At 45.1% G+C, this 19,354-nt stretch carries 16 protein-coding genes and 1 other RNA gene; 16 read left to right on the plus strand and 1 reads right to left on the minus strand.

Annotated features, from left to right (window positions below):
• Positions 1-87 precede the first annotated feature (87 nt).
• An RNA gene (gene rnpB / locus GC098_RS33330) (RNase P RNA component class A) lies at positions 88-505 on the plus strand.
• A 478-nt stretch (positions 506-983) separates the two neighbouring features.
• Here rnpB and GC098_RS33335 read toward each other — a convergent pair.
• A complete protein-coding gene (locus GC098_RS33335) occupies positions 984-2,894 on the minus strand; it encodes a S8 family peptidase (protein WP_171648310.1) in 1,911 nt (636 codons plus the stop codon).
• A gap of 174 nt (positions 2,895-3,068) precedes the next feature.
• Between GC098_RS33335 and GC098_RS33340 the strand changes: the two genes are divergently transcribed.
• The 15 genes from GC098_RS33340 to GC098_RS33410 all read left to right on the plus strand — a co-directional run bounded on the left by GC098_RS33340 (position 3,069) and on the right by GC098_RS33410 (position 19,249).
• Positions 3,069-3,569: a YpuI family protein gene (locus GC098_RS33340; protein ID WP_029195899.1), complete on the plus strand. Its 501-nt coding sequence runs from the start codon at positions 3,069-3,071 to the stop codon at positions 3,567-3,569.
• Between the two features lie 78 nt (positions 3,570-3,647).
• Entirely contained in the window at positions 3,648-4,742 is a 1,095-nt protein-coding gene (locus GC098_RS33345) for a glycoside hydrolase family 15 protein (RefSeq protein ID WP_171648312.1), read from the plus strand.
• A 47-nt stretch (positions 4,743-4,789) separates the two neighbouring features.
• Positions 4,790-5,005 carry a DUF1540 domain-containing protein gene (locus GC098_RS33350; RefSeq protein WP_171648314.1) on the plus strand — a complete coding sequence of 72 codons (216 nt, stop codon included), beginning with the start codon at positions 4,790-4,792 and terminating at the stop codon, positions 5,003-5,005.
• Between the two features lie 21 nt (positions 5,006-5,026).
• A complete protein-coding gene (locus GC098_RS33355) occupies positions 5,027-5,458 on the plus strand; it encodes a hypothetical protein (protein WP_171648316.1) in 432 nt (143 codons plus the stop codon).
• A gap of 337 nt (positions 5,459-5,795) precedes the next feature.
• Positions 5,796-7,088, plus strand: coding sequence for a hemolysin family protein (locus GC098_RS33360; RefSeq protein WP_171649058.1), 1,293 nt, complete (start codon positions 5,796-5,798; stop codon positions 7,086-7,088).
• Positions 7,089-7,215: 127 nt separating this feature from the next.
• Positions 7,216-7,923 carry a lytic transglycosylase domain-containing protein gene (locus tag GC098_RS33365; protein ID WP_171648318.1) on the plus strand — a complete coding sequence of 236 codons (708 nt, stop codon included), beginning with the start codon at positions 7,216-7,218 and terminating at the stop codon, positions 7,921-7,923.
• A 162-nt stretch (positions 7,924-8,085) separates the two neighbouring features.
• Positions 8,086-9,264, plus strand: a complete 1,179-nt coding sequence (locus GC098_RS33370; RefSeq protein ID WP_171648320.1) for a cysteine desulfurase family protein — start codon at positions 8,086-8,088, stop codon at positions 9,262-9,264.
• Positions 9,261-10,469: a tRNA uracil 4-sulfurtransferase ThiI gene (gene thiI / locus GC098_RS33375; protein WP_171648322.1), complete on the plus strand. Its 1,209-nt coding sequence runs from the start codon at positions 9,261-9,263 to the stop codon at positions 10,467-10,469. The genes GC098_RS33370 and thiI overlap by 4 nt, the downstream gene beginning before the upstream one ends.
• A gap of 67 nt (positions 10,470-10,536) precedes the next feature.
• Positions 10,537-11,217 (plus strand): TerC family protein, encoded by a 681-nt coding sequence (locus tag GC098_RS33380; RefSeq protein ID WP_171648324.1) that lies wholly within the window; start codon positions 10,537-10,539, stop codon positions 11,215-11,217.
• A gap of 129 nt (positions 11,218-11,346) precedes the next feature.
• Positions 11,347-13,773 carry a DUF8726 domain-containing protein gene (locus tag GC098_RS33385; protein ID WP_171648326.1) on the plus strand — a complete coding sequence of 809 codons (2,427 nt, stop codon included), beginning with the start codon at positions 11,347-11,349 and terminating at the stop codon, positions 13,771-13,773.
• A complete protein-coding gene (locus tag GC098_RS33390; protein ID WP_171648328.1) occupies positions 13,770-14,723 on the plus strand; it encodes an ABC transporter ATP-binding protein in 954 nt (317 codons plus the stop codon). The genes GC098_RS33385 and GC098_RS33390 overlap by 4 nt, the downstream gene beginning before the upstream one ends.
• Positions 14,698-15,531 (plus strand): ABC transporter permease, encoded by an 834-nt coding sequence (locus GC098_RS33395; RefSeq protein WP_171648330.1) that lies wholly within the window; start codon positions 14,698-14,700, stop codon positions 15,529-15,531. Before GC098_RS33390 ends, GC098_RS33395 begins: the two co-directional genes overlap by 26 nt.
• A 74-nt stretch (positions 15,532-15,605) precedes the next feature.
• The gene (locus GC098_RS33400) at positions 15,606-17,318 is read left to right on the plus strand and encodes a DUF8809 domain-containing protein (protein WP_171648332.1); all 1,713 of its coding nucleotides are present in this window, start codon (positions 15,606-15,608) and stop codon (positions 17,316-17,318) included.
• A 33-nt stretch (positions 17,319-17,351) separates the two neighbouring features.
• Positions 17,352-18,341, plus strand: coding sequence for an AAA family ATPase (locus tag GC098_RS33405; RefSeq protein ID WP_171648334.1), 990 nt, complete (start codon positions 17,352-17,354; stop codon positions 18,339-18,341).
• Positions 18,338-19,249: a DUF58 domain-containing protein gene (locus tag GC098_RS33410; RefSeq protein WP_171648336.1), complete on the plus strand. Its 912-nt coding sequence runs from the start codon at positions 18,338-18,340 to the stop codon at positions 19,247-19,249. Before GC098_RS33405 ends, GC098_RS33410 begins: the two co-directional genes overlap by 4 nt.
• The last annotated feature ends 105 nt before the right edge of the window (positions 19,250-19,354 follow it).

The following is a 19,354-nucleotide window of genomic DNA, read 5'->3' on the forward strand; positions in this document are numbered from 1 at the left end:
TGAGGGTCTTAGATGCAATTGGTATTTGAGGAAACGAACAGCAGTTGTATTTCGAAGGCATTCCTAGTATACTAGCAAATGCATCGGAAAGTTTGACAGACAATCGCTGGCTGTGGGTAAGCCACAGCGAGAGGAAAGTCCGGGCTCCATAAGGCAGGGTGCTGGATAACGTCCAGTCAACGCGAGTTGAAGGATAGGGCCACAGAAATGGACCGCCGATGGTTTCCCGCAAGGGATTCACAGGCAAGGGTGGAACCGTGGTGTAAGAGACCACGAGGTTCTATGGTGACATAGATCCTGGTAAACCCCACTTGGAGCAAGACCTAGAGGAACGCAAGCCGCTTTCGAGGTGGCAGTCTTAGCCTGAGACGCGTTCGGGTTGGTCGCTTGAGCTGTGCAGCAATGTATGGCCTAGATAGATGATTGTCACTTCAATGGTGGCAGGGGACAGACGCCCGCTATGACCACTGGAAGTACAGAACCCGGCTTACGGCAAACTTTCCATACTGTCGGTTACCCGCAAGGCTTAGGCCTTGCGGGTATTTAATTTTTCTGGAAGAAAATTTAGAGCCTCCAGAAGCTTCTATTTCCACAAAAAGTGGATAATGAGGTGGAATAAGAGTCCCAAAAGACTCCTATTTGATACCGAGATCATCTTTTTGGATAAATTCATGCAAATAAGAGTCTTCAGAAGCTTCTATTCCCACAAAAAGTAGCTAATGAAGAGTAATAAGAGTCACTAGAGACCCTTATTTAATTTTAGAGTGAGGAGCAAATCAAGGAGACGGAGGCTCATTTCTTTGATGTTTTCAAAGGGCTTGCGGAACGTTTAGGTGAGCAGGACACGAAGGAATTGATTCGGCTTCTTAGAACGAGTCTTACTTTTCTAAAAGAAGAGAAATAAAACACCCTTCGCTTATATCATATAAGAGGATGTTCACCAAAAAAGGTTGATCAGCTCAGAGGCTGACCAACCTTTTACTTTAGTAGGCATACTTTTTCGTAATGAGATGCATTTGACGAGATAAGCTTTGCGGAAAGTAAGAAACCTGATTTGAGCTCTGCTCGGCCATTTTGACAGCTTTCACGACATCTATTAATCCGAAGCCGAAATATTTGTCTTTACCTTTTGTACCAAGGTCTTGTGCCGTTTGTCTGATGATTTCGTAAACCTCGGTGTTTTTCAAACTAGGATTCGTAGAACGAACCAAGGCTGCCAAAGCAGTGACATGAGGGCTAGCCATTGATGTACCCGATAACGCGGCATATTGGTTGTTAGGATACGTACTTGCGATACTGACACCAGGAGCCGTCACGGCAATATAGTCGCCATAATTCGAAAAGGGTGCCTTGTTATTTTGAGAATCACTCGCGGCTACAGCTAACACCTCCGGATAAGCGGCTGGATATCCAGGTCTTTCTGTATTGTCATTACCGCTCGCCGCGATGAGTGCCACATCTTTATTGTAGGCATATCGGATAGCATCGTGCAGAAAGCTCGAATCCGCGTAATTACCAAGGCTGAGATTCATAACTTTAGCGCCATGATCGGCAGCCCATATGATACCTTGAGCGACAGAATAGGTACTACCTGCCCCTGTTTGGTCTAAAACTTTGACCGGTAATACTTTGTTATACCATGTCATACCTGCAACACCCAGATTGTTGTTAACTAGTGCAGAAATAACACCGGTGACATGTGTACCATGTCCAACATCATCCTGCGGGTTGTCATTATCACTAATAACATTATAGCCAGGTAAAAGTTTATTACTCAGATCAGGATGCTTCAAGTCAACTCCTGTGTCGACAACAGCGACAATCACATCTTTTGATCCGCGCGTTAATTGCCAGCCCTGAACGGTCTCGATTAGGGGCAGATTCCATTGATACTTACTGTATAAATTATCATTTGGCATAAAATTAGTGGTTATATCTGTTGAGGTCGAAGTTCCCGTATCTGTTGAACTGGAATCATCTTTATTCGCAGCTTCTTCTTGATCGTCATAATAATCATTGGTTAAGTAGAGGAAATGAGGCTCCACATAGACGACATCCCATTTTTTGAAATAAGCCATTAATGCTTTGGCTTCCATGCCCTGCGTGCGAAATACATACGTATAACCAAGCTTTTGGGCTGAAATGGCTTTTATTTCGTTTTTAATTTGTGTCAGCTGAGCATCTGTAGGATCATGCTTAAAGCGGACCACAACTTCATTTTGATGATAGTGGCTTGTTCCTTGATTATCCTCTGGATGATCGACGACTTTATCTTGTAGAGTGTCCGTATCCACTGACTCAACTTTCCAACGATTTTCGCTAGGATAAGGCTCTAGACGCAAGTTTTTTGATTGGTGATCGGTTACTTGATAAAGCACATCCTGATGAATAACACCTACAACCGAGCTATCTCTATTAGTAGCAGGAGTACCCTGAACGAAATAAACTTGCTGTGCCGCGCCAAATTTAGGTGATTGATAATGTTTACCTTCATCAACGGCTGCTTTAGCTTCTTTCAAATAAGAGGTGGCCTGTTCTTTGTAAGAACTTGGCACTTCACCTACTGTAATCCCTTTTTCCAGTGGTTGACTTTGTTTCGACCAAATAAGCACATCCATTTTTTCATGTTCTGTTTTCATTTCGCTAAGTACTTTTAACACGGGCTCTCCGTTTTCAATCTGACTAAGCATTCGCGAGTAATCGATGGAACATTGGCTTCTACATAGATCATCAGTCAGTTTCACGTCCTGTTCCAACAGAGCTAACTTGGATTTTGTTTCATACGTGGTACTGTACACTTCGGGTCCAGGTTGGTTCTCGTTATTTGAATGGTGTGGGAAAAGGATAATGCCTAGACCAAGAACTAAAGACATAGATGATAGATAACGCCACATGCTCAGGCCCTCCTTTTTAACTAACTTATTTTCTGGTGACGAAACGATATTTACCTTTGACTAGGGTGAGGAGTGGAGGATTGTTTTATACATGGAAACTGGAGTTTTACATATACCACTTCGGGTTAATTTATGGTAGGATAGGAATAGCGCAATTATAGGAGGTCTTCATAAATGGCTGTATTTAATGTGAAAAATATTTGTGATTCAACGCGTACGAAGTTAAAAGAAACTACTGCCAAAATGGAACTGTTTCTGAATCAAAATTCGCTCGCACAGTTAAATGTGGAGAATGATCCTGCTATGGATGAGTTTTACCGCGGTTATTTGCAGGATACTCGCCATCTACTCGTATTTTGTGAAGTGGCTTATGAGAAATTGGGCGTTAGCTTGAGACGTCCTACTTTTAATGTGGATTTTTCGGAAAAAGTACTGTATGAGGTTTATCATACATGCGTCAATACATTTTTCTACCCTAAAAATGAATGCTATTCCGAAGATGGTCGTTACGCTTATACAGGACAAGATGCTATTCGTTTCCGCAAAAAGCCTTCACGCGAAGTGCGTGATTTGACGATTGAGCTGTCCAAAGTATTCGAAGAACTTCGTGAAGATCTGTCTTACTATGAAACAGACTACATCACTCAACGTCGTATGCAAGGCGAAAAGGTATAATTTTAATCGAATTGGCAAAATACAAGAAGGGATGCGACTAAAAGCGCATCCTTTTTCTTTTAAAAGGAGACTTGGTGCATGGAGCGTGAGCAATTAATCAACAGCAGTATCTCGATAATTAAGCTGAACCAGCATCCTAGCGGGGGTTACGTAGCTTCACCGTTATTTCCACCTTACTCTTACAGTTGGCTCAGAGATGGAACTTTTATCGCGAATGCGATGGATCGCTCGATGGAAACCGAAAGTGCTGAGCTTTTCTATCGTTGGGTACATCACGTTTTGAAGGACAAGCGTCCGCGTGTGGATGCGTTAATTCGTAAACAGGAAGCCAAAGAATGGATAGACCGCTCTGAATTTTTTGGGACACGTTATCATTTAGATGGTCGTGATGATTTATCTGAGTGGGGACATTTTCAACTGGATGGTTACGGAGCGTGGCTTTGGGGTCTTACGGAGCATATCCGTATAACGGGTCATTCCGAACTATTGAATGAATTGCGGGAGAGTATTGAGATTTCAGTTGATTATTTGATGACGTTCTGGCATTTTCCGAATTTTGATTGTTGGGAAGAATTTCCTGATTATGTTCACCCGGCAACATTAGCTTGTGTTTATGGCGGTTTAAAGGCGCTTGGTGAACTAGAGAATCGTGCTCCATTACTGGAGAAAGCGGCGTTAATTAAAAAGTTTATCATGGATCACACAGTCTATGAGGGGCGTTTCGTTAAATCCATTCATTGCTTGGGAGAAGTATGGCAGCCTGCTTTGAATGGTGTGGATGCAAGTTTGTTGTGGCTTGCTGTCCCGTTCGGCGTCTGTGAGGTTAATGATCCTATTATGTTGAAGACGGTACAAGCGATTGAAGCCGATCTAAAGCATGGAGGCATCCAAAGATATGACGAAGATCGCTACTATGGGGGCGGAGAATGGCTGCTACTAACCGCATGGTATGGATGGTACCAGGCAGAGCTTGGTAATCGTGAAGAGGCTCAGCGATGCTTAGAGTGGGTCATGAGTAAAGCCGATAAGCTGGGTCGATTGCCGGAACAAGTGGCTGAAAGTCTTAGAGATCCCTCATCTCACCCGGAATGGATTGCCAAATGGGGAGAACCAGCGCTGCCACTGCTTTGGTCTCAAGCGATGTTCTTGGTGCTTTCTGACAGCTTAAAATAAGCATAGTTCACCCTAACAGCGGGCAAATTGTTAAAGGGGTGATGATTATGCCGGATGTAAAATGTGCAGTTGCCAATTGCGAATACTGGGCGCAAGGCAACAACTGTAGTGCAGGAACGATTATGATTGAAGTCGATCAGCACGCTGCCGCCAATTACAATGAAGAGTTTGCAGGGGAATCATTTGATACGGATCATCAAGATGCAGCAAACAAAGTAGCTAATACTTGCTGCCACACTTTCAAAGCTAAGAAAAATCATTAAGGTGCGTAACATGGAGGCAGCATGAATAAAGACGATGTCCCTCTGGATCATGCCACCAAGGAGCGATTCCAAAAGGATCAGCTCCGCGTTGAAAGCGGATTGAACCATAAGGAAGAATACGCAGCCGAAATTACAGCACCTATCCGAAGAATCAACTATGCCGAACAGTATAAAGCCAATAAGCCAGAGAGGCTTGAAACCCACTCCGATGTGTCTGATGAAGAAGTTGCGGAATTGGTAGAGGCTGTCACACGTAACAAAGCAGTAGGCTATGTCGCTTTGTTCGTTGCCTTGGCTTCTCTTTTTGTATGGCCTGTGTTGTTAGGTGTTTCGGGTATTGTGCTTGGTGTTATTGCGTTTCTTATGGGGAATAAAAGACTGGGGTCTTGGTCAATCGCGCTTGGTTTTATTGCCGTCGCCGCCTATTTTTTGTTAGTACCCTTTTATGCATGACCGATTACAAACAAGCCGAGCGATCGGCTTGTTTTTGTTTTTTCTGAAAAAAATCGCTTAAATTCGCGTTTCAAAGGGATAAATAGGGGGTAGAGACTCATTAAGGCATCGTTTTAATGCGTATACTCCCATTTGCTCGTACTATTTGGCTTCAGGAGTCATATTCGCACCTTTGAATGATTACAGTATTATTATATAATGAAAAGTGATAAATCAAATTCAAATCGAAAATTAAGGGAGGTGTACCTATTCTCCTTGGTGCGGTAATCGTGCTTGATAGGGGATAGGTAAGGTATTGGAAGATCCTTTGCCCGGAACGTTAATCAGTTTTCTGTTAATGTTTGGACTGGTCATATTAAATGGTTTTTTTGTCGCAGCTGAATTCGCGATGGTCAAGGTAAGAGGTAGTCGCATTGATTCGCTTGTTGGAGAAGGCCGCCGCAATGCGAAATTTGCACAAGGAATCATGAATAATCTCGACGCCTACTTAGGTGCTTGTCAGCTCGGGATTACACTTACTTCGTTGGGACTTGGTTATGTCGGGGAACCGACGTTCGCCAAAATTCTGGAACCGTTATTCGCTCCTCTGAATTTGCCAGATTCGGTGTTCCATACGATTACCTTCATTATTGCTTTCTCCTTAATGACCACATTGCATATTACATTAGGCGAACAGTTCCCTAAGACGTATGCGATTCGTAAAGCTGAACAAATAACTCTGCTATCTGCAGGGCCCATGGTATTTTTCTACAAAGTGATGTATCCGTTTATTTGGTTATTGAATGGTATATCGAACTGGATGTTACGACGTGCGGGAATCGAGCCTGCAACTGAACATGAATCAGCGCATACGGAGGATGAAATTCGTGTCCTTATGAAAGAAAGTCACAAAAATGGACTTATAGATAATACAGAGCTCACGCTTGTTGATAATATATTTGGATTTGCAGAGACGACTGCCAGGGAAATAATGATCCCAAGAACAGAAATGGAATGTTTGTATGCCGGACTTTCCTATTCTGAGAATCTTGCGATTGCCATTAAAGAAATGCGTACGCGCTACCCGGTATGTGATCCGGACAAAGACAATATTATTGGCTTCGTCCACATCAAGGATTTACTCAAGCCGGATGCGAACCTGAAAGGGATCAAGAAAATTATCCGACCGATAACGACGGTTCCAGATTCGATTCTTATCAGTGATTTGTTAAAAATGATGCAAAAAAGAAAAAGCCAGATGGCACTGCTCATTGATGAGTATGGTGGAACATCAGGTCTTGTGACACTGGAAGACATTATGGAAGAAATTGTTGGAGAAATTCAAGATGAGTTCGATGAAGAGCGTCCTACAATCGAAATCAAGGATGAAAACACCTATTCCATTGATGGATTACTGCTAATTGATGAAGTGAATGAGTATTTTGGACTTGAAATTGAGTCGGATGATTATGATACAATCGGCGGATGGATTTACTCAAAAACTGAGATACCGCCAAGCAAGAATCAGCAAGTAAGTTACAACGATGAGTTTTTATTTATTGTTGAAGAGACGGATCATCTACGGATTTCTCGTGTCATGGTACGAAAATTGTCGGATGAGAGTGAGTTCCTGCAGCAAAACATTTCTTGAGGTGGAAGAGAGACTATCAAATGACGGTCTCTTTTTTTGTAATTCCTTATAAATTGGGGATGGTCGTCAGGGCACAAAACGTGTACAATGAAGACAACGATGAATGGATAGAAACGAGGTCTGACGGATGAACAGCACGAACAGCATTGATCCTAGAGTAATGAAAGAATTGCTCCAGCTTCAGTTGATGGGTAAAATGAGTTTACTATCCGGTGAAACCGCGGCATCCAGTATGGATGATTCAGGCGATTTTAGTGCATTGCTCGACACGATTATGGGACAATCTGGTGGAACTGGCGTTACAAGCCAAGACACTTTATCTTCCATGTTAGGTAATACGACAAACAGTATGCCAAGTTCTTTAGGAGCTTTGAATAGAGCTTATACACCGCTACAATCAGTGAGCAAAGCATCCTCGGTTTCACAGTTTGACGGTTTAATCCAAGAGGCAAGTTATAAATACGGTGTGGATACCTCGCTAGTCAAGGCAGTTATTCAGCAAGAATCAGAGTTCAATCACCAGGCCGTATCGCCGGCAGGTGCCAAAGGTTTAATGCAGCTTATGGATGGGACAGGCAGCGGCTTCGGTGTGACGAACCCATTTGATCCTAAGCAAAATGTGGATGCGGGTACTCATTTCCTTAGCAACTTAATTAAAAAGTACAACGGAAATGAAGGAGTTGCTCTTGCGGCTTACAATGCCGGGCCTGGACGTGTTGACCGATTAGGCATTAAAACTGATCAGGATCTCGCAAACAAACTCCATTTACTGCCAAGGGAAACGCAAGGCTACATCTCTAAGGTGATGGGTCACAGGCAGAATTTTTCGTTATAATCGTTAGCTAAAAAGCTGATTTTCGCATGTTTATGCGGAGGTCGGCTTTTTGTGTTACCAAGGGAATGCTTGAGTTATGCCCTGTTTTAGGCTTTAATGATGAAAGGAATTTAAATTGATTGTGCGCGGCAGCAAGAGCGTGAAAAAGGGGAATCAGCAAAAATGCTTTATTTGGACTACGCGGCGACAACGCCACTTTATGAAGAAGTCATTGATACGATAGCCGAAGTGATGAAGGAACATTATGGAAATCCATCTTCGATTCATCGATTAGGGATACAAGCGGAGAAGCTGCTAAACAGCTCCAAAGAGGTGATTGCAGGAGCATTAGGTGTGCTGCCTGCTGAAATTATATGTACGTCCGGCGGAACGGAAAGTAATAATTTGGCGATTAAAGGTGCCGTTTACAGCTATCAAAACCGGGGTAAGCATCTCATTACTACGCAAATCGAACACTCCTCGGTGAAGGAAGTTTTTCTCGAACTGGAGCGTGAGGGTTTTCGAGTTACTTATTTACCTGTGAATAGCAAGGGGTGTGTTGAGCTAGAGACCCTTCAAGCAGCAATAACAGAAGATACCATCCTTGTCAGTGTGATGTATGTCAATAATGAAGTAGGTACGATTCAGCCTATCCAAGAAATCGGCCGATGGTTAGCTCAATATCCAAAGGTGTTATTTCATGTTGATGCCGTTCAAGGCATTGCAAAGCTTCCTTTTCACCCTAAAGAGTGGGGCGTTGACTTATGCAGTGCATCTGCTCATAAATTCAGAGGTCCTAAGGGAGTTGGGTTTCTGTACCGCAGAGAGGGTGTTCAGCTCAAGCCGCTGCTTCTAGGAGGCGGTCAAGAATATGGCATTCGCTCCGGTACGGAAAACGTCCCACTCATTGTAGGAATGGCCAAAGCGCTCCGACTTTCCGTAGACAACCTTACTGCCAAAACAGAGCATAAGTATCGGTTAAGACGTATGATTGTGGATTGTATCTCATCGATCCCTGAGCTTACCCTAACAGGATCCGAACAGGAAGAGGAGATGGCTCCCCATATTGTTCACTTTGCCTTCGTTGGAATGAAGGCTGAGGTTGTCGTTCATGCTCTCGAGCAGCGACAAATCTACATTTCTACGAAATCAGCCTGTGCTTCAGAGGAATCAGATCCAAGTACGGTGATGCTAGCTTTAGGCTGTAGTCGAGAGAGAGCTGTCAGCGGACTTAGAGTTAGCTTCTCTGACGAACATCAAGAAGAAGAGATAGCATTATTCGTCACCGCATTGCGGGAGGTCGTGAAGGAACTTGCTCCCATGCTCAGCAAATCATCAGTCAGAAGGGGGAACCGAAGATGAAACCGGATTGTTTAATTTTGCGTTTTGGCGAGATGATGCTCAAAGGAAAAAATCGGAAGAGTTTTGAGCGAAGCGTCATGACTCAAATTCGTAAAGTTTTAGGCTCATTTCCTGATTTAAGGTATATTCCCGAGTTTGGACGCGTATATGTGGAGCTAGGGGGAGCAGCTTATGAAGAAGCTTCAGCAGCTTTGCAACGCGTTTTTGGACTTGCGTCGTTTAGTCCTGCCTATCATGCTCCAATGGAGGTCGAAGCCATTCAAGAGATGGCGCTGCGTATGATGCAGGCATTGCCTAAACAACCAGCAACCTTTAAAGTGACCGTTCGCAGAGTGAACAAATCATTTCCATATGATTCACAGCGAATGAATTATTTGGTTGGAGGCTATGTGCTCCAAGCATCACCGGGTCTTCAGGTGGATGTTCATGATCCTGAGGTTGAGTTGCGGGTGGAGATACGCGAAGAGCAAGTACTCATGTATGTAGAGGTTATTGAAGGGGCAGGGGGATTCCCGTCTGGAACTAGCGGAAAAGCGCTGTTGATGCTATCTGGGGGAATTGATAGTCCGGTTGCCGGTTGGTTAGCGATGCGTAAGGGACTTTCTATCGAGGCTATTCACTTTCATAGTTATCCTTACACCAGCGAGCGTGCGAAGGATAAAGTGATTGAATTGGCACACCAACTGTCTGCTTATACGGATTCCCTGAAGCTTCATTTGGTTCCATTTACGGATGTACAGACATCTATCCACCGTGAGTATCAAGATAATTTATTAGTAACGCTTATACGAAGAGCGATGTATCGCATTGCCGAACAGATTGCAGATCGAGAAGGTTTAAGTGCGTTAGTGACCGGTGAAAGCTTAGGTCAGGTGGCTAGTCAAACACTGCCAAGCCTAAATGTCATAGGGCGTGTTGTAACTCTGCCGCTTTTACAGCCGCTCATGATGATGGACAAGCAAGAGATTATTCGAATAGCCGAATCCATAGGCACTTTCCCGATCTCAATTTTGCCTTACGAGGATTGCTGTTCCTTATTTCTTCCTCCATCCCCAAGTACCAATCCTAACTTGCGTATGGTTGAGAAAATCGAAATGAGCATGGACTTTTTACCTGAATTAATTGAGAAAGCAGTCTTACAAACAGAAACCATTGAAATTGTTCATGGACAAATGAAGAAGGTGTCGGACTCCCATTTATTCTAACTATATTCGCCGCTAGGATCGCAGACATCGTCACCTGCTTGCCATGCATCTTGGGAGGTTGTAAAGCATGATTGATGCGCTCATTTTGTTTTTACAAATTATGTTGATCAATATTGTGCTTAGCGGTGATAATGCCGTTGTTATTGCATTGGCGAGCAAAAATTTGCCGCTTGCCCAGCGTAAGCTTGCCATATGGTGGGGAGCTTTCGGGGCTATAGCCTTGCGGTTGATCTTAACTTTAGTTGCCGTAAGTCTGCTCGATATTCCCTATATTCAAGCAGGGGGATCCATTCTGTTGTTCTGGATTGCAATAAAACTACTTACGGATGATGACAGTCATGCTAATGTGAAAGAAGCCTCTACGCTTGGTAAAGCGATATGGACGATTGTTGTAGCGGATTTCGTTATGAGTTTGGATAATGTTCTTGCGATTGCAGCTAAAGGGAATGGGAACAATACAGTCATCATTCTTGGTATAGGTCTCAGTATCCCCATCATTATATGGGGAAGTACGCTAGTGATGGATCTGCTGCATAGATTTCCAATTCTCGTATTTATGGGGGCTGGCATTCTGGGATATACAGCGGGGGAAATGTTCGTTAAAGATGAGAAAATGATTGATTGGCTGCTGCATGATTATGAGATGCTGCATGTATGGATCCCTATTGTGGCGGCCTCGCTCGTTATTATGATCGGTTTAACCTTCAAATGGGTGCGATTACTGCAATTCAAAGCAAGAAATGAATAGAGGATTTGGAAAACCGCCAAGCTGAAGTTATCAGCGAAGCGGTTTGTTTTTTATGCTAGAAATTGAAACTTTTTTCCAATTTTGTCGTCTAGTTATGAAGTAGGTTATGAATAGAAGGGAGTTCACAGCGTGAAATTAAGTTCGTTTAAGAAACGTACATTTCGACTCACATGTTTTCTAGTGTGTGCGATCCTAGCTTTATGTTTCCAAGCTTTGGTTCCCATCTCAAGTGTAGTTAGTGCGGATGAAGCGATGATTGAGATCCAATCGGAAGTTGGCTTCGGTGCTTCCAATGTCAAGCAGGGGCGTTGGACGCCTGTTACAATGACACTGCATAATCAAGGAGCTGACTTATCCGGCGATCTCGTGGTACAGGTAGCCAATCCGAATCGTAGCAAGGATTTTAGCTATGTGGAGCATGTCGAGCTTCCAAAAGGCAGCACGAAAGTGGTAACCATGCTCTTACCTGGTTACGCGTATACAAAGAGCAATAATACGATAGCCTTTTATGAAAAATCACTAAAAAATGGAAATAAAAAAACGTTAGACGGCAAGACCTATCTGGAAGCCTTCCCTTTACCAAAAGAGACTTTACAGGTTGGCGTTTTAGCTCGAGATGTAGATACACTAAACTTCCTTTCGCTGCTCGGTCAGTCGGGCAAGAAGCTCAATGTTCTTCATCTTAAACAAACAGATATTCCGCGTGAGGCTTTGGGTTTAGATGGTTTAGATGTCCTTGCTTTAAACGATTTTGCCTCGGATACACTGACTGGTGAGCAAGTACAAGCCATCCTGCAATGGACAAAAAGAGGCGGGACCCTCCTCTTAGCTGGCGGTGCTGGCTATCCGAAGACTGCTGCAACTTTCACAGAAGCGTCTCCTGTGACATATCAAGGTACAACGACAGTGAAGGAGCTTCCTGAGCTCGCTAAGGTGGGGGAGAAGGAACTGATCCTTACACAGCCGCTCACGCTTTCACAAGCAAAGCTGGTTAAAGGAGCTGAATCGGTTGTTACCGACGGAACGTTTCCAATATATGCGAGAGGTGCGTATGGGAGCGGGTTCGTGACCTACGTGGCGTATGATCTATCTCTAAATCCACTTGCCTCATGGAACGGGAATGCTAGATTATGGGAGCAAATGCTGTCAGGACCATTAGAGTCTGCGAATGCCTTTAATTTAAACCAGATGAGGTACGGCAATGATCCCTACTATGAGTTGGACCGGGCATTAGAATATTTCCCATCCTTGCAGCCGCCTAAACTGCCTATACTTGCAATAGTTTTACTGATTTATGCGATTGTTGTTGGGCCGCTACTATATATGATTTTACGTCGACTAGATCGGAGAGAATGGGCTTGGTTCGTCATTCCTGTAGCAGCTATCGCGACAAGTATCGGAATTTTTCAATTTGGAGCGTCCAATCGCGGGAGTACAATGGCTCAAACGTTTAATACGATTACATTAAATGGCTCAGGCTCAGGGATCAAGCAGTCCACGTTGTCTGTATTTTTACCAAAGGGCGGCAGTATGGAGCTTAAATTCCCTGGAAAAGCAGCCGTATCTCCTTTTATGCAAGGAGAAGTTTATCCTAGCTTACAACTGCATGATCGAAGTGAGCTTATGATTAGACAAGAACAGGAAACAGCTATCGTAGGATTACAGGATATCCCATATTCTTCGATAAGCAAATTGACAATGGACGAGGAACAGCCGGTTCAGTTAGGGACGCTTGACTACAGCATATCGGAATTATCCGCCAAAGGAGCAAAAGGGCAAATAACGAACAATACGAAGAAGGATTTGACAGATGTAGCCGTGCTGGTTAATCAGTCGTTTGTCAAAATCGGTTCCGTAAAGGCCGGAGCTTCAGCCAGTTTTGATACGGCGAATGGTTTCGGAATCTCCAATGGACCCGATGTTGCGCAGATTGCTTATCCATATCCTAGTGGGAATAACGGTTATGATACGGGCTTGCATCAGCGTTCCATGTTAAGTACGTATTTACATCGCAAGTCCACGTTTTCAGGAGGGTTTGATCCGATGATTATAGGGTGGTTAAAGGAGCAGACTTCCTTAAACCTATCTTCAAGCGGTAGCATACCGGCTGAGCAGTTGACGCTTATAGCCCAGGACATGAAGATTGATTATGTGGCACCTGACGGTAAAATTATAATTCCAAGCACGACGATGGTACCTGAATTGATCGATAATCATTTGAAAATGAGCTCCATTCAAATCCAAAATGGTCCTTTCATGGAAATGGGCAGCGGAGATGTTACGCTTAATTATCAATTGCCTTTCATTGCGGGTGCCAGTTATCAAACGATGGAAATGACGGGCGATCCCAATCCGGATGTAACCTTGGATTTATGGAATTCACAGACCAAGGCCTGGGAGCCATTCACCTTAAAATCATTCCAATCCTGGGAGGGAGACAAGCTGCAGCCATATTTGCTAGAGGGGAAATCGATTCGCATGAAAGTAACCACGGTACAAAATCATACCATGTTCCGAATCCCTGCCGTTTCTCTGGAAGGATCGGTGAAACGATGATTACGACTACGGAATTAACGAAAAGATACGGTAACTTCACAGCACTTGATTCTTTAACCATGCAAATCGATAAAGGAACCGTATTTGGTTTTGTAGGCCCCAACGGAGCGGGTAAATCGACAACGATGTCCATCCTTGCGACTCTTTTAAGCCCGACATCGGGTACAGCCAAGGTTGGTGGATATGATGTTACGGAGAAGCCGAAAGAGGTTCGTAAGCTGATTGGGTACATGCCGGATTTTTTTGGCGTGTATGACAATTTCAAAGCCACAGAGTATCTGGATTTCTATGGCGCAAGCTATGGTATTCCTAGATCCGAACGATTAAAGCTGATTCCTCAGCTCCTAGACCTTGTCAATTTATCGGAAAAAGCAGACTTCTATGTGGATTCATTATCAAGAGGAATGAAGCAGCGTCTTTGCTTAGCTAGATGCTTGGTTCATGAGCCGGAGGTACTTATTCTCGATGAACCGGCTTCAGGACTTGATCCTAGAGCACGAATTGAAATGAGAGAAATACTTAAAGAGCTCAAAGCTATGGGTAAAACCATCATTATTTCATCGCATATTTTGCCTGAACTGGCCGAAATGGTTGATGAAATCGGGGTTATTGAATATGGGAAGCTTATTGCAAAAGGGAAAGTATCCGAGATTCAAAGCAGGATGAAAGCCAATCGTGTACTGCAAGTACGTATGGTGAATAGGACGGAAGAAGCATTGGTGTACCTTGAACAACAGCCTCATGTCACAATGGTGTTTAACGATGAGAAAGGTTTGCACATTCACTTTGGCGGGACGGATGAGGATCAATCTCTTTTACTTGCACGGTTGGTTGAAAAAGGCTTTCCTCTCCTTTCGTTTAGCGAAGCATTGACGAATTTGGAAGATGTATTCCTCGAAATAACGAAAGGAGGCGGAGCGCACGATGAACAGCAAGTTAAATTGGATTAATCCTGTCATGGAAAAAGAATTTCGCTTGCGCATGCGGACCATTCGATCTCCGATCTCAATCCTGGTTTATCTGCTAGCCATCGGCCTGTTTGCCCTCGGATTTGCTTATATAAACATGAGTAACCAGCAGGCAGGGGTGCTTAATGCAGCGAGAAGCAGTGAACTTTTTTACTTTTTAAGTGGAGCGCAGCTTGTCTTGATCGCTTTTATGACGCCAGGTTTGACAGCTGGGGTTGTAAGTGGAGAACGTGAAAAACAGACTTTAAATATGCTGCTTACGACGCAACAGAGTTCGGGGACGATTATTCTCAGTAAGCTGTTTGCTTCCCTGAGTTTCATGCTGCTGACAGTAGTGGCTACGATGCCGCTGTACAGTATTGTTTTCTTATATGGGGGCGTCTCTCCCAAACAAGTTCTCTCTGTATTTGTTTTTTATGTATTCGTTATGATTCTCTTTGGTTCTGTTGGGATTTTCTTTTCAACAATTCTAAAGAAGACGGTTATCTCCGTGATAGCGACCTATGGTTTTGTACTATTTGTTTTTGGGTTTACAGCGCTTGCTGGCCTTTTCTTCGGTAATTTAGGAAGGCAAGGGATGAATGAGGAAATACTTGGTTATTTCCTGAGTTTTAACCCGATGGCTGTCCTTGCAAGTTTGATGGTTCCTGATTTTGCCAAGGAATTGTTTAAAGGGCATAAGCTGCTGCAAATGTGGCATATTTTCGTTGGCAGCTACACGGTTCTCCTGATTGTCCTGATCTGGCTTAGTGTGAGGTATTTAAGGCCGATTATGAAACGGAAGAAATAGCATTTGATAAGAATCTAATGAGGAAGAAATTTATTGTAAAGTAAAGTTAATGATCAGAGAGGAGCTGTCAGCACTTGAAATTTGCAACATTAGATATGCTGCTAAAGCCTGTACGAATGCGGTTGTTAAAAGCAAAGGGACTGGATTATTTCATTCGTAGTTTGACAATGGGTATTGAGCTTGCTTGCATGTGGATGGTGTGTGGACGCCTCTTCTTGATTAGTGGATATCGTTATGGCGCGTTGCTCAGCTTGGTAGCAATCGTTGGGATTGGGCTTATTTGGTTGTTGTTTCGTCGACCTACGGATGTGGATGCGGCAAGACTACTTGATCAGCATGGGTTGGAAGATCGGATATTAACAGCTCTCATTCATCAGGATCAAACTTCATTGGTAGCCTCTCTGCAAAGGCAGGATGCCCTTGAGAAAGGGAATCTTTTTGTAGAGGAAAAGTTGAGTGAGGTTGTTTCCATGAGGGTTCCGAGAAATAGATGGTTGCCCGGAATTTGCGCATTGTTTGTATTGGTTTTGCTATTCCTTCTGCCAAATCCGAAAGATGTGATTCTACGTGATGCTGTAAAAGATAAAGCATGGGTAGAAGTGCAGAAAAAACAGGTGGATGAACTTGTTAAGCAATTGGCAGCGAAGCCTTCTCCGCTCCCAGTCATAAAGCAGATGACAGAGGATTTAAAAGAGCTGGAGCGTAGATTAAGTCAAACTCCGACATCGGCGAAGGCCTTGGATGAACTGGAAAAATCATTGAAGAAGATGGAAACGAGTATTGGGGATATGGAAAAGCAAAAACAACGCTCCGAGCAATGGGCAGAGTCGATGCAGCGAACGGAAGCGCTTCGTGAATTAGGCAAAGCGCTCGAGCAGAAGAGCTCGGAGAGTATTCAGCGCGAGGCAGCGAAGCTTGGCGAGCAGGTGCAGAAGATGACGTCGCAGCAGAAGCAGCAGCTCACAAGTGAGCTAGAGCGTCTTGCGGCCTCCGCTGCGGCCGCGTCGCCGGAAGCTGAGCAGCAGCTTCGCGAGCAGCTGCAGCAGGCCGCCAGCGCGCTGCGAAGCGGCGAAGACGCTGGTGCTGCGCTGGCCAAGCTGCAAGCCGGGCTTGCTGCCGCTAGCGCAGCGCAGCAAACTCTAGCGCAGCAGCAGGCGCAGGCTGCTGATGCTGCGGCGAGCCTCGCCGCGGGTGCGCTGCCGCAGGCACGCGAGCTTGCTGCGAGCGGCGCGCAGCCCGGGCAAGCGTGGGCGCCCGGCGGCCGCGCGGAGCAGCTTGCCGCGGCAGGCGCTGCTGCGCCGAGAGCTAGCGCGTCGCCAGCTGCGGGCAGTGCGGGCGCGAGTGCGGCGCCAGGCGCAAGTGCAGGCGGAGCGCCTGCTAGCGGTGGCAATGGCAACAGCAGCGGCAGCCCCGGTGGCGCAGGTGCGGGTGGTACTGGCACCGGCGGCGCGAATGCGGGTGGTGCAGGCAGTGGCAGCGGAGCAGGCGGCACACAGGGCGGCACACAGGGCGGCACCGGCGCGGGCTCGCGAGGACTCGTGGCGACGCCACGCGAGCGCTCAGGTACCGGCGGCACGTACGTCGACGGCGGGCCAACGCGCGGCAGCGGCGGAGAAGTGAGTCAAGGCGGCTCAGCGCCGGCTTTGGACGGTGCATCTCGGCCGTATGAAGATGTTTATGCTGATTACGCGGCAGAGGCTTCTAGTGCATTGAATCGTTCCGAACTTCCACAACATATGCAAAATTTAGTAAGAGACTATTTCCTTGAAATTCAACCACAGCGTTAAGAGGAATGAACGATGAAGGGGGAGCGGTAATAGATGGTCGATTCGAAAGAGCAATTAGATGCGTGGGGATCAGCAGTCACACAGATGAAAGAACAGATCGGTCGCGTCATCGTTGGCCAGCATGAGGTTGTGGAACAGTTGCTATGGTGCATATTAGCGGGAGGACATGCTCTTATTGAGGGGATTCCCGGTCTCGGCAAAACGATGCTCGTAAAAACGATCGCAGATACCGTGGACCTAAGCTTTGCACGTATTCAATTTACGCCTGATTTGATGCCGGCAGATATTACGGGGACGAATGTCATTCAGTTTGGAACGAAAGGTGATACGTCCTATAAATTTCAAAAAGGTCCTCTATTCGGCCATGTTGTGCTCGCTGATGAGATTAATCGCGCAACACCGAAGACTCAGAGTGCCCTCCTTGAAGCGATGCAGGAAAAAACAGTTACCGTTGGTTCAGAAACCTACCATCTGCCATCACCTTTTTTCGTCTTAGCTACGCAAAATCCGTTAGAGCAGGAAGGTACTTATCCGCTGCCAGAAGCGCAGCTTGATCGGTTTCTTCTTAAAATTAATGTAACCTATCCAACCAAAACCGAGTTGAAAGAAATTGTCCTGCGCACAACGTCAGCTAAGCAGCAGCAGGCCGAAAAAGTCGCGGATGGCGCTCTTTTACAGGATATTCAACTGGGGTTAAAAGAAATTCTTGTCGCTGAGGATGTACTTGATTATGCGGTTCAATTGCTTATGAATACGCATCCTGAAGAAGCGACGGCGCCCGAAGAGGTCAAACAATATATTCGTTTTGGCTCAGGTCCCAGGGGCGTTCAGTCCATGATAGGGGTTGCAAAAGTGAGAGCTTTCCTAGCGGGTCGTTTTCATGTTTCTAAACAAGATTTACATGTGGTGGCCATTCCCGCATTGCGGCATCGTCTTTTTCTGAATTTTGAAGGTCAAGCTATGGGGGTTTCACCAGATAAGATCATTCAAGCAATTATCAGTTCCATGGAGAATAGGCGATGAGCAGCGGAGCAAATTTACTTGACCCTACACTTATGCGTCGGCTGGATCAAATGAGTATAGCTGCAAAAAACCGAATACGTGGGACGATGCAGGGGAAAAGGCGATCAAGGGATATGGGTTCTTCCATGGAGTTTGCAGATTATCGTTTATATACGCCTGGTGATGATACTCGGCAGCTAGATTGGCATGCTTTTGGTAGAACGGGAAAGCCGTTCATCAAGCTTTTTATGGATGAACAGGAGCTGCAGGTTAATTTATGGTTAGACGCATCCAAGTCGATGGATTTTGGCAGAGGAGAGGGAGCAGATAGCCTTCGGCTCTCCAAATGGGAGTATGCCAGACAGTTGGCAGCAGGAATTGGTTATATGTCATTGAACCGTTTTGACCGTGTAAGCGCGGCTGCTTTTACAACTCAAATGACCAAGCAACAGAAACTACTTCGTGGAAAAGGCAGCTCTTTAAAGCTTTTTGAATTCTTGGCTAGTTGTCAAACGGAGGGAACCGGGGATATTGGGGCCGTTTTTCGAAATCCATCCATTTTACCGCGGCAGGCGGGGATGACTTGGTTATTTTCGGATTTTTTGTACGAACAGGGCATTGAAGAATCGTTAAAGTACTTGCTTGCTGCGAAGCAAGAAGTCGTTGCCGTCCAAGTCCTTGCCCCCGAGGAAATTAACCCGGACCTTACAGGGGAGCTGCGTTTAATAGACAGTGAGTCTGGAGCAGCTAAGGAAGTAGCGATGAGCAGTAAAGTGCTGCAAGCATACAGAGAAGCTGCTTTGCAATATACACAAACGCTTAGGGCATTTTGTTATGAACGGGGTATTACTTATTTGCTAGCCATAACCAATGTTCCTCCTGGTGATTTTCTACTCGGTGAGCTTCGTCGCAGCGGGTTGGTTCGTTGACGATATTTTTTACTCGGTATCCGAGCTTATACACCAACGTTACTATTCGCACATCAACAATAAGCTCGGAAATTGACTTCCGAGCCTAACGTCTATCCATCATTT

This window comes from Paenibacillus phytorum (assembly GCF_013141715.1).
Taxonomy (GTDB): Bacteria; Bacillota; Bacilli; order Paenibacillales; family NBRC-103111; genus Paenibacillus_E; species Paenibacillus_E phytorum.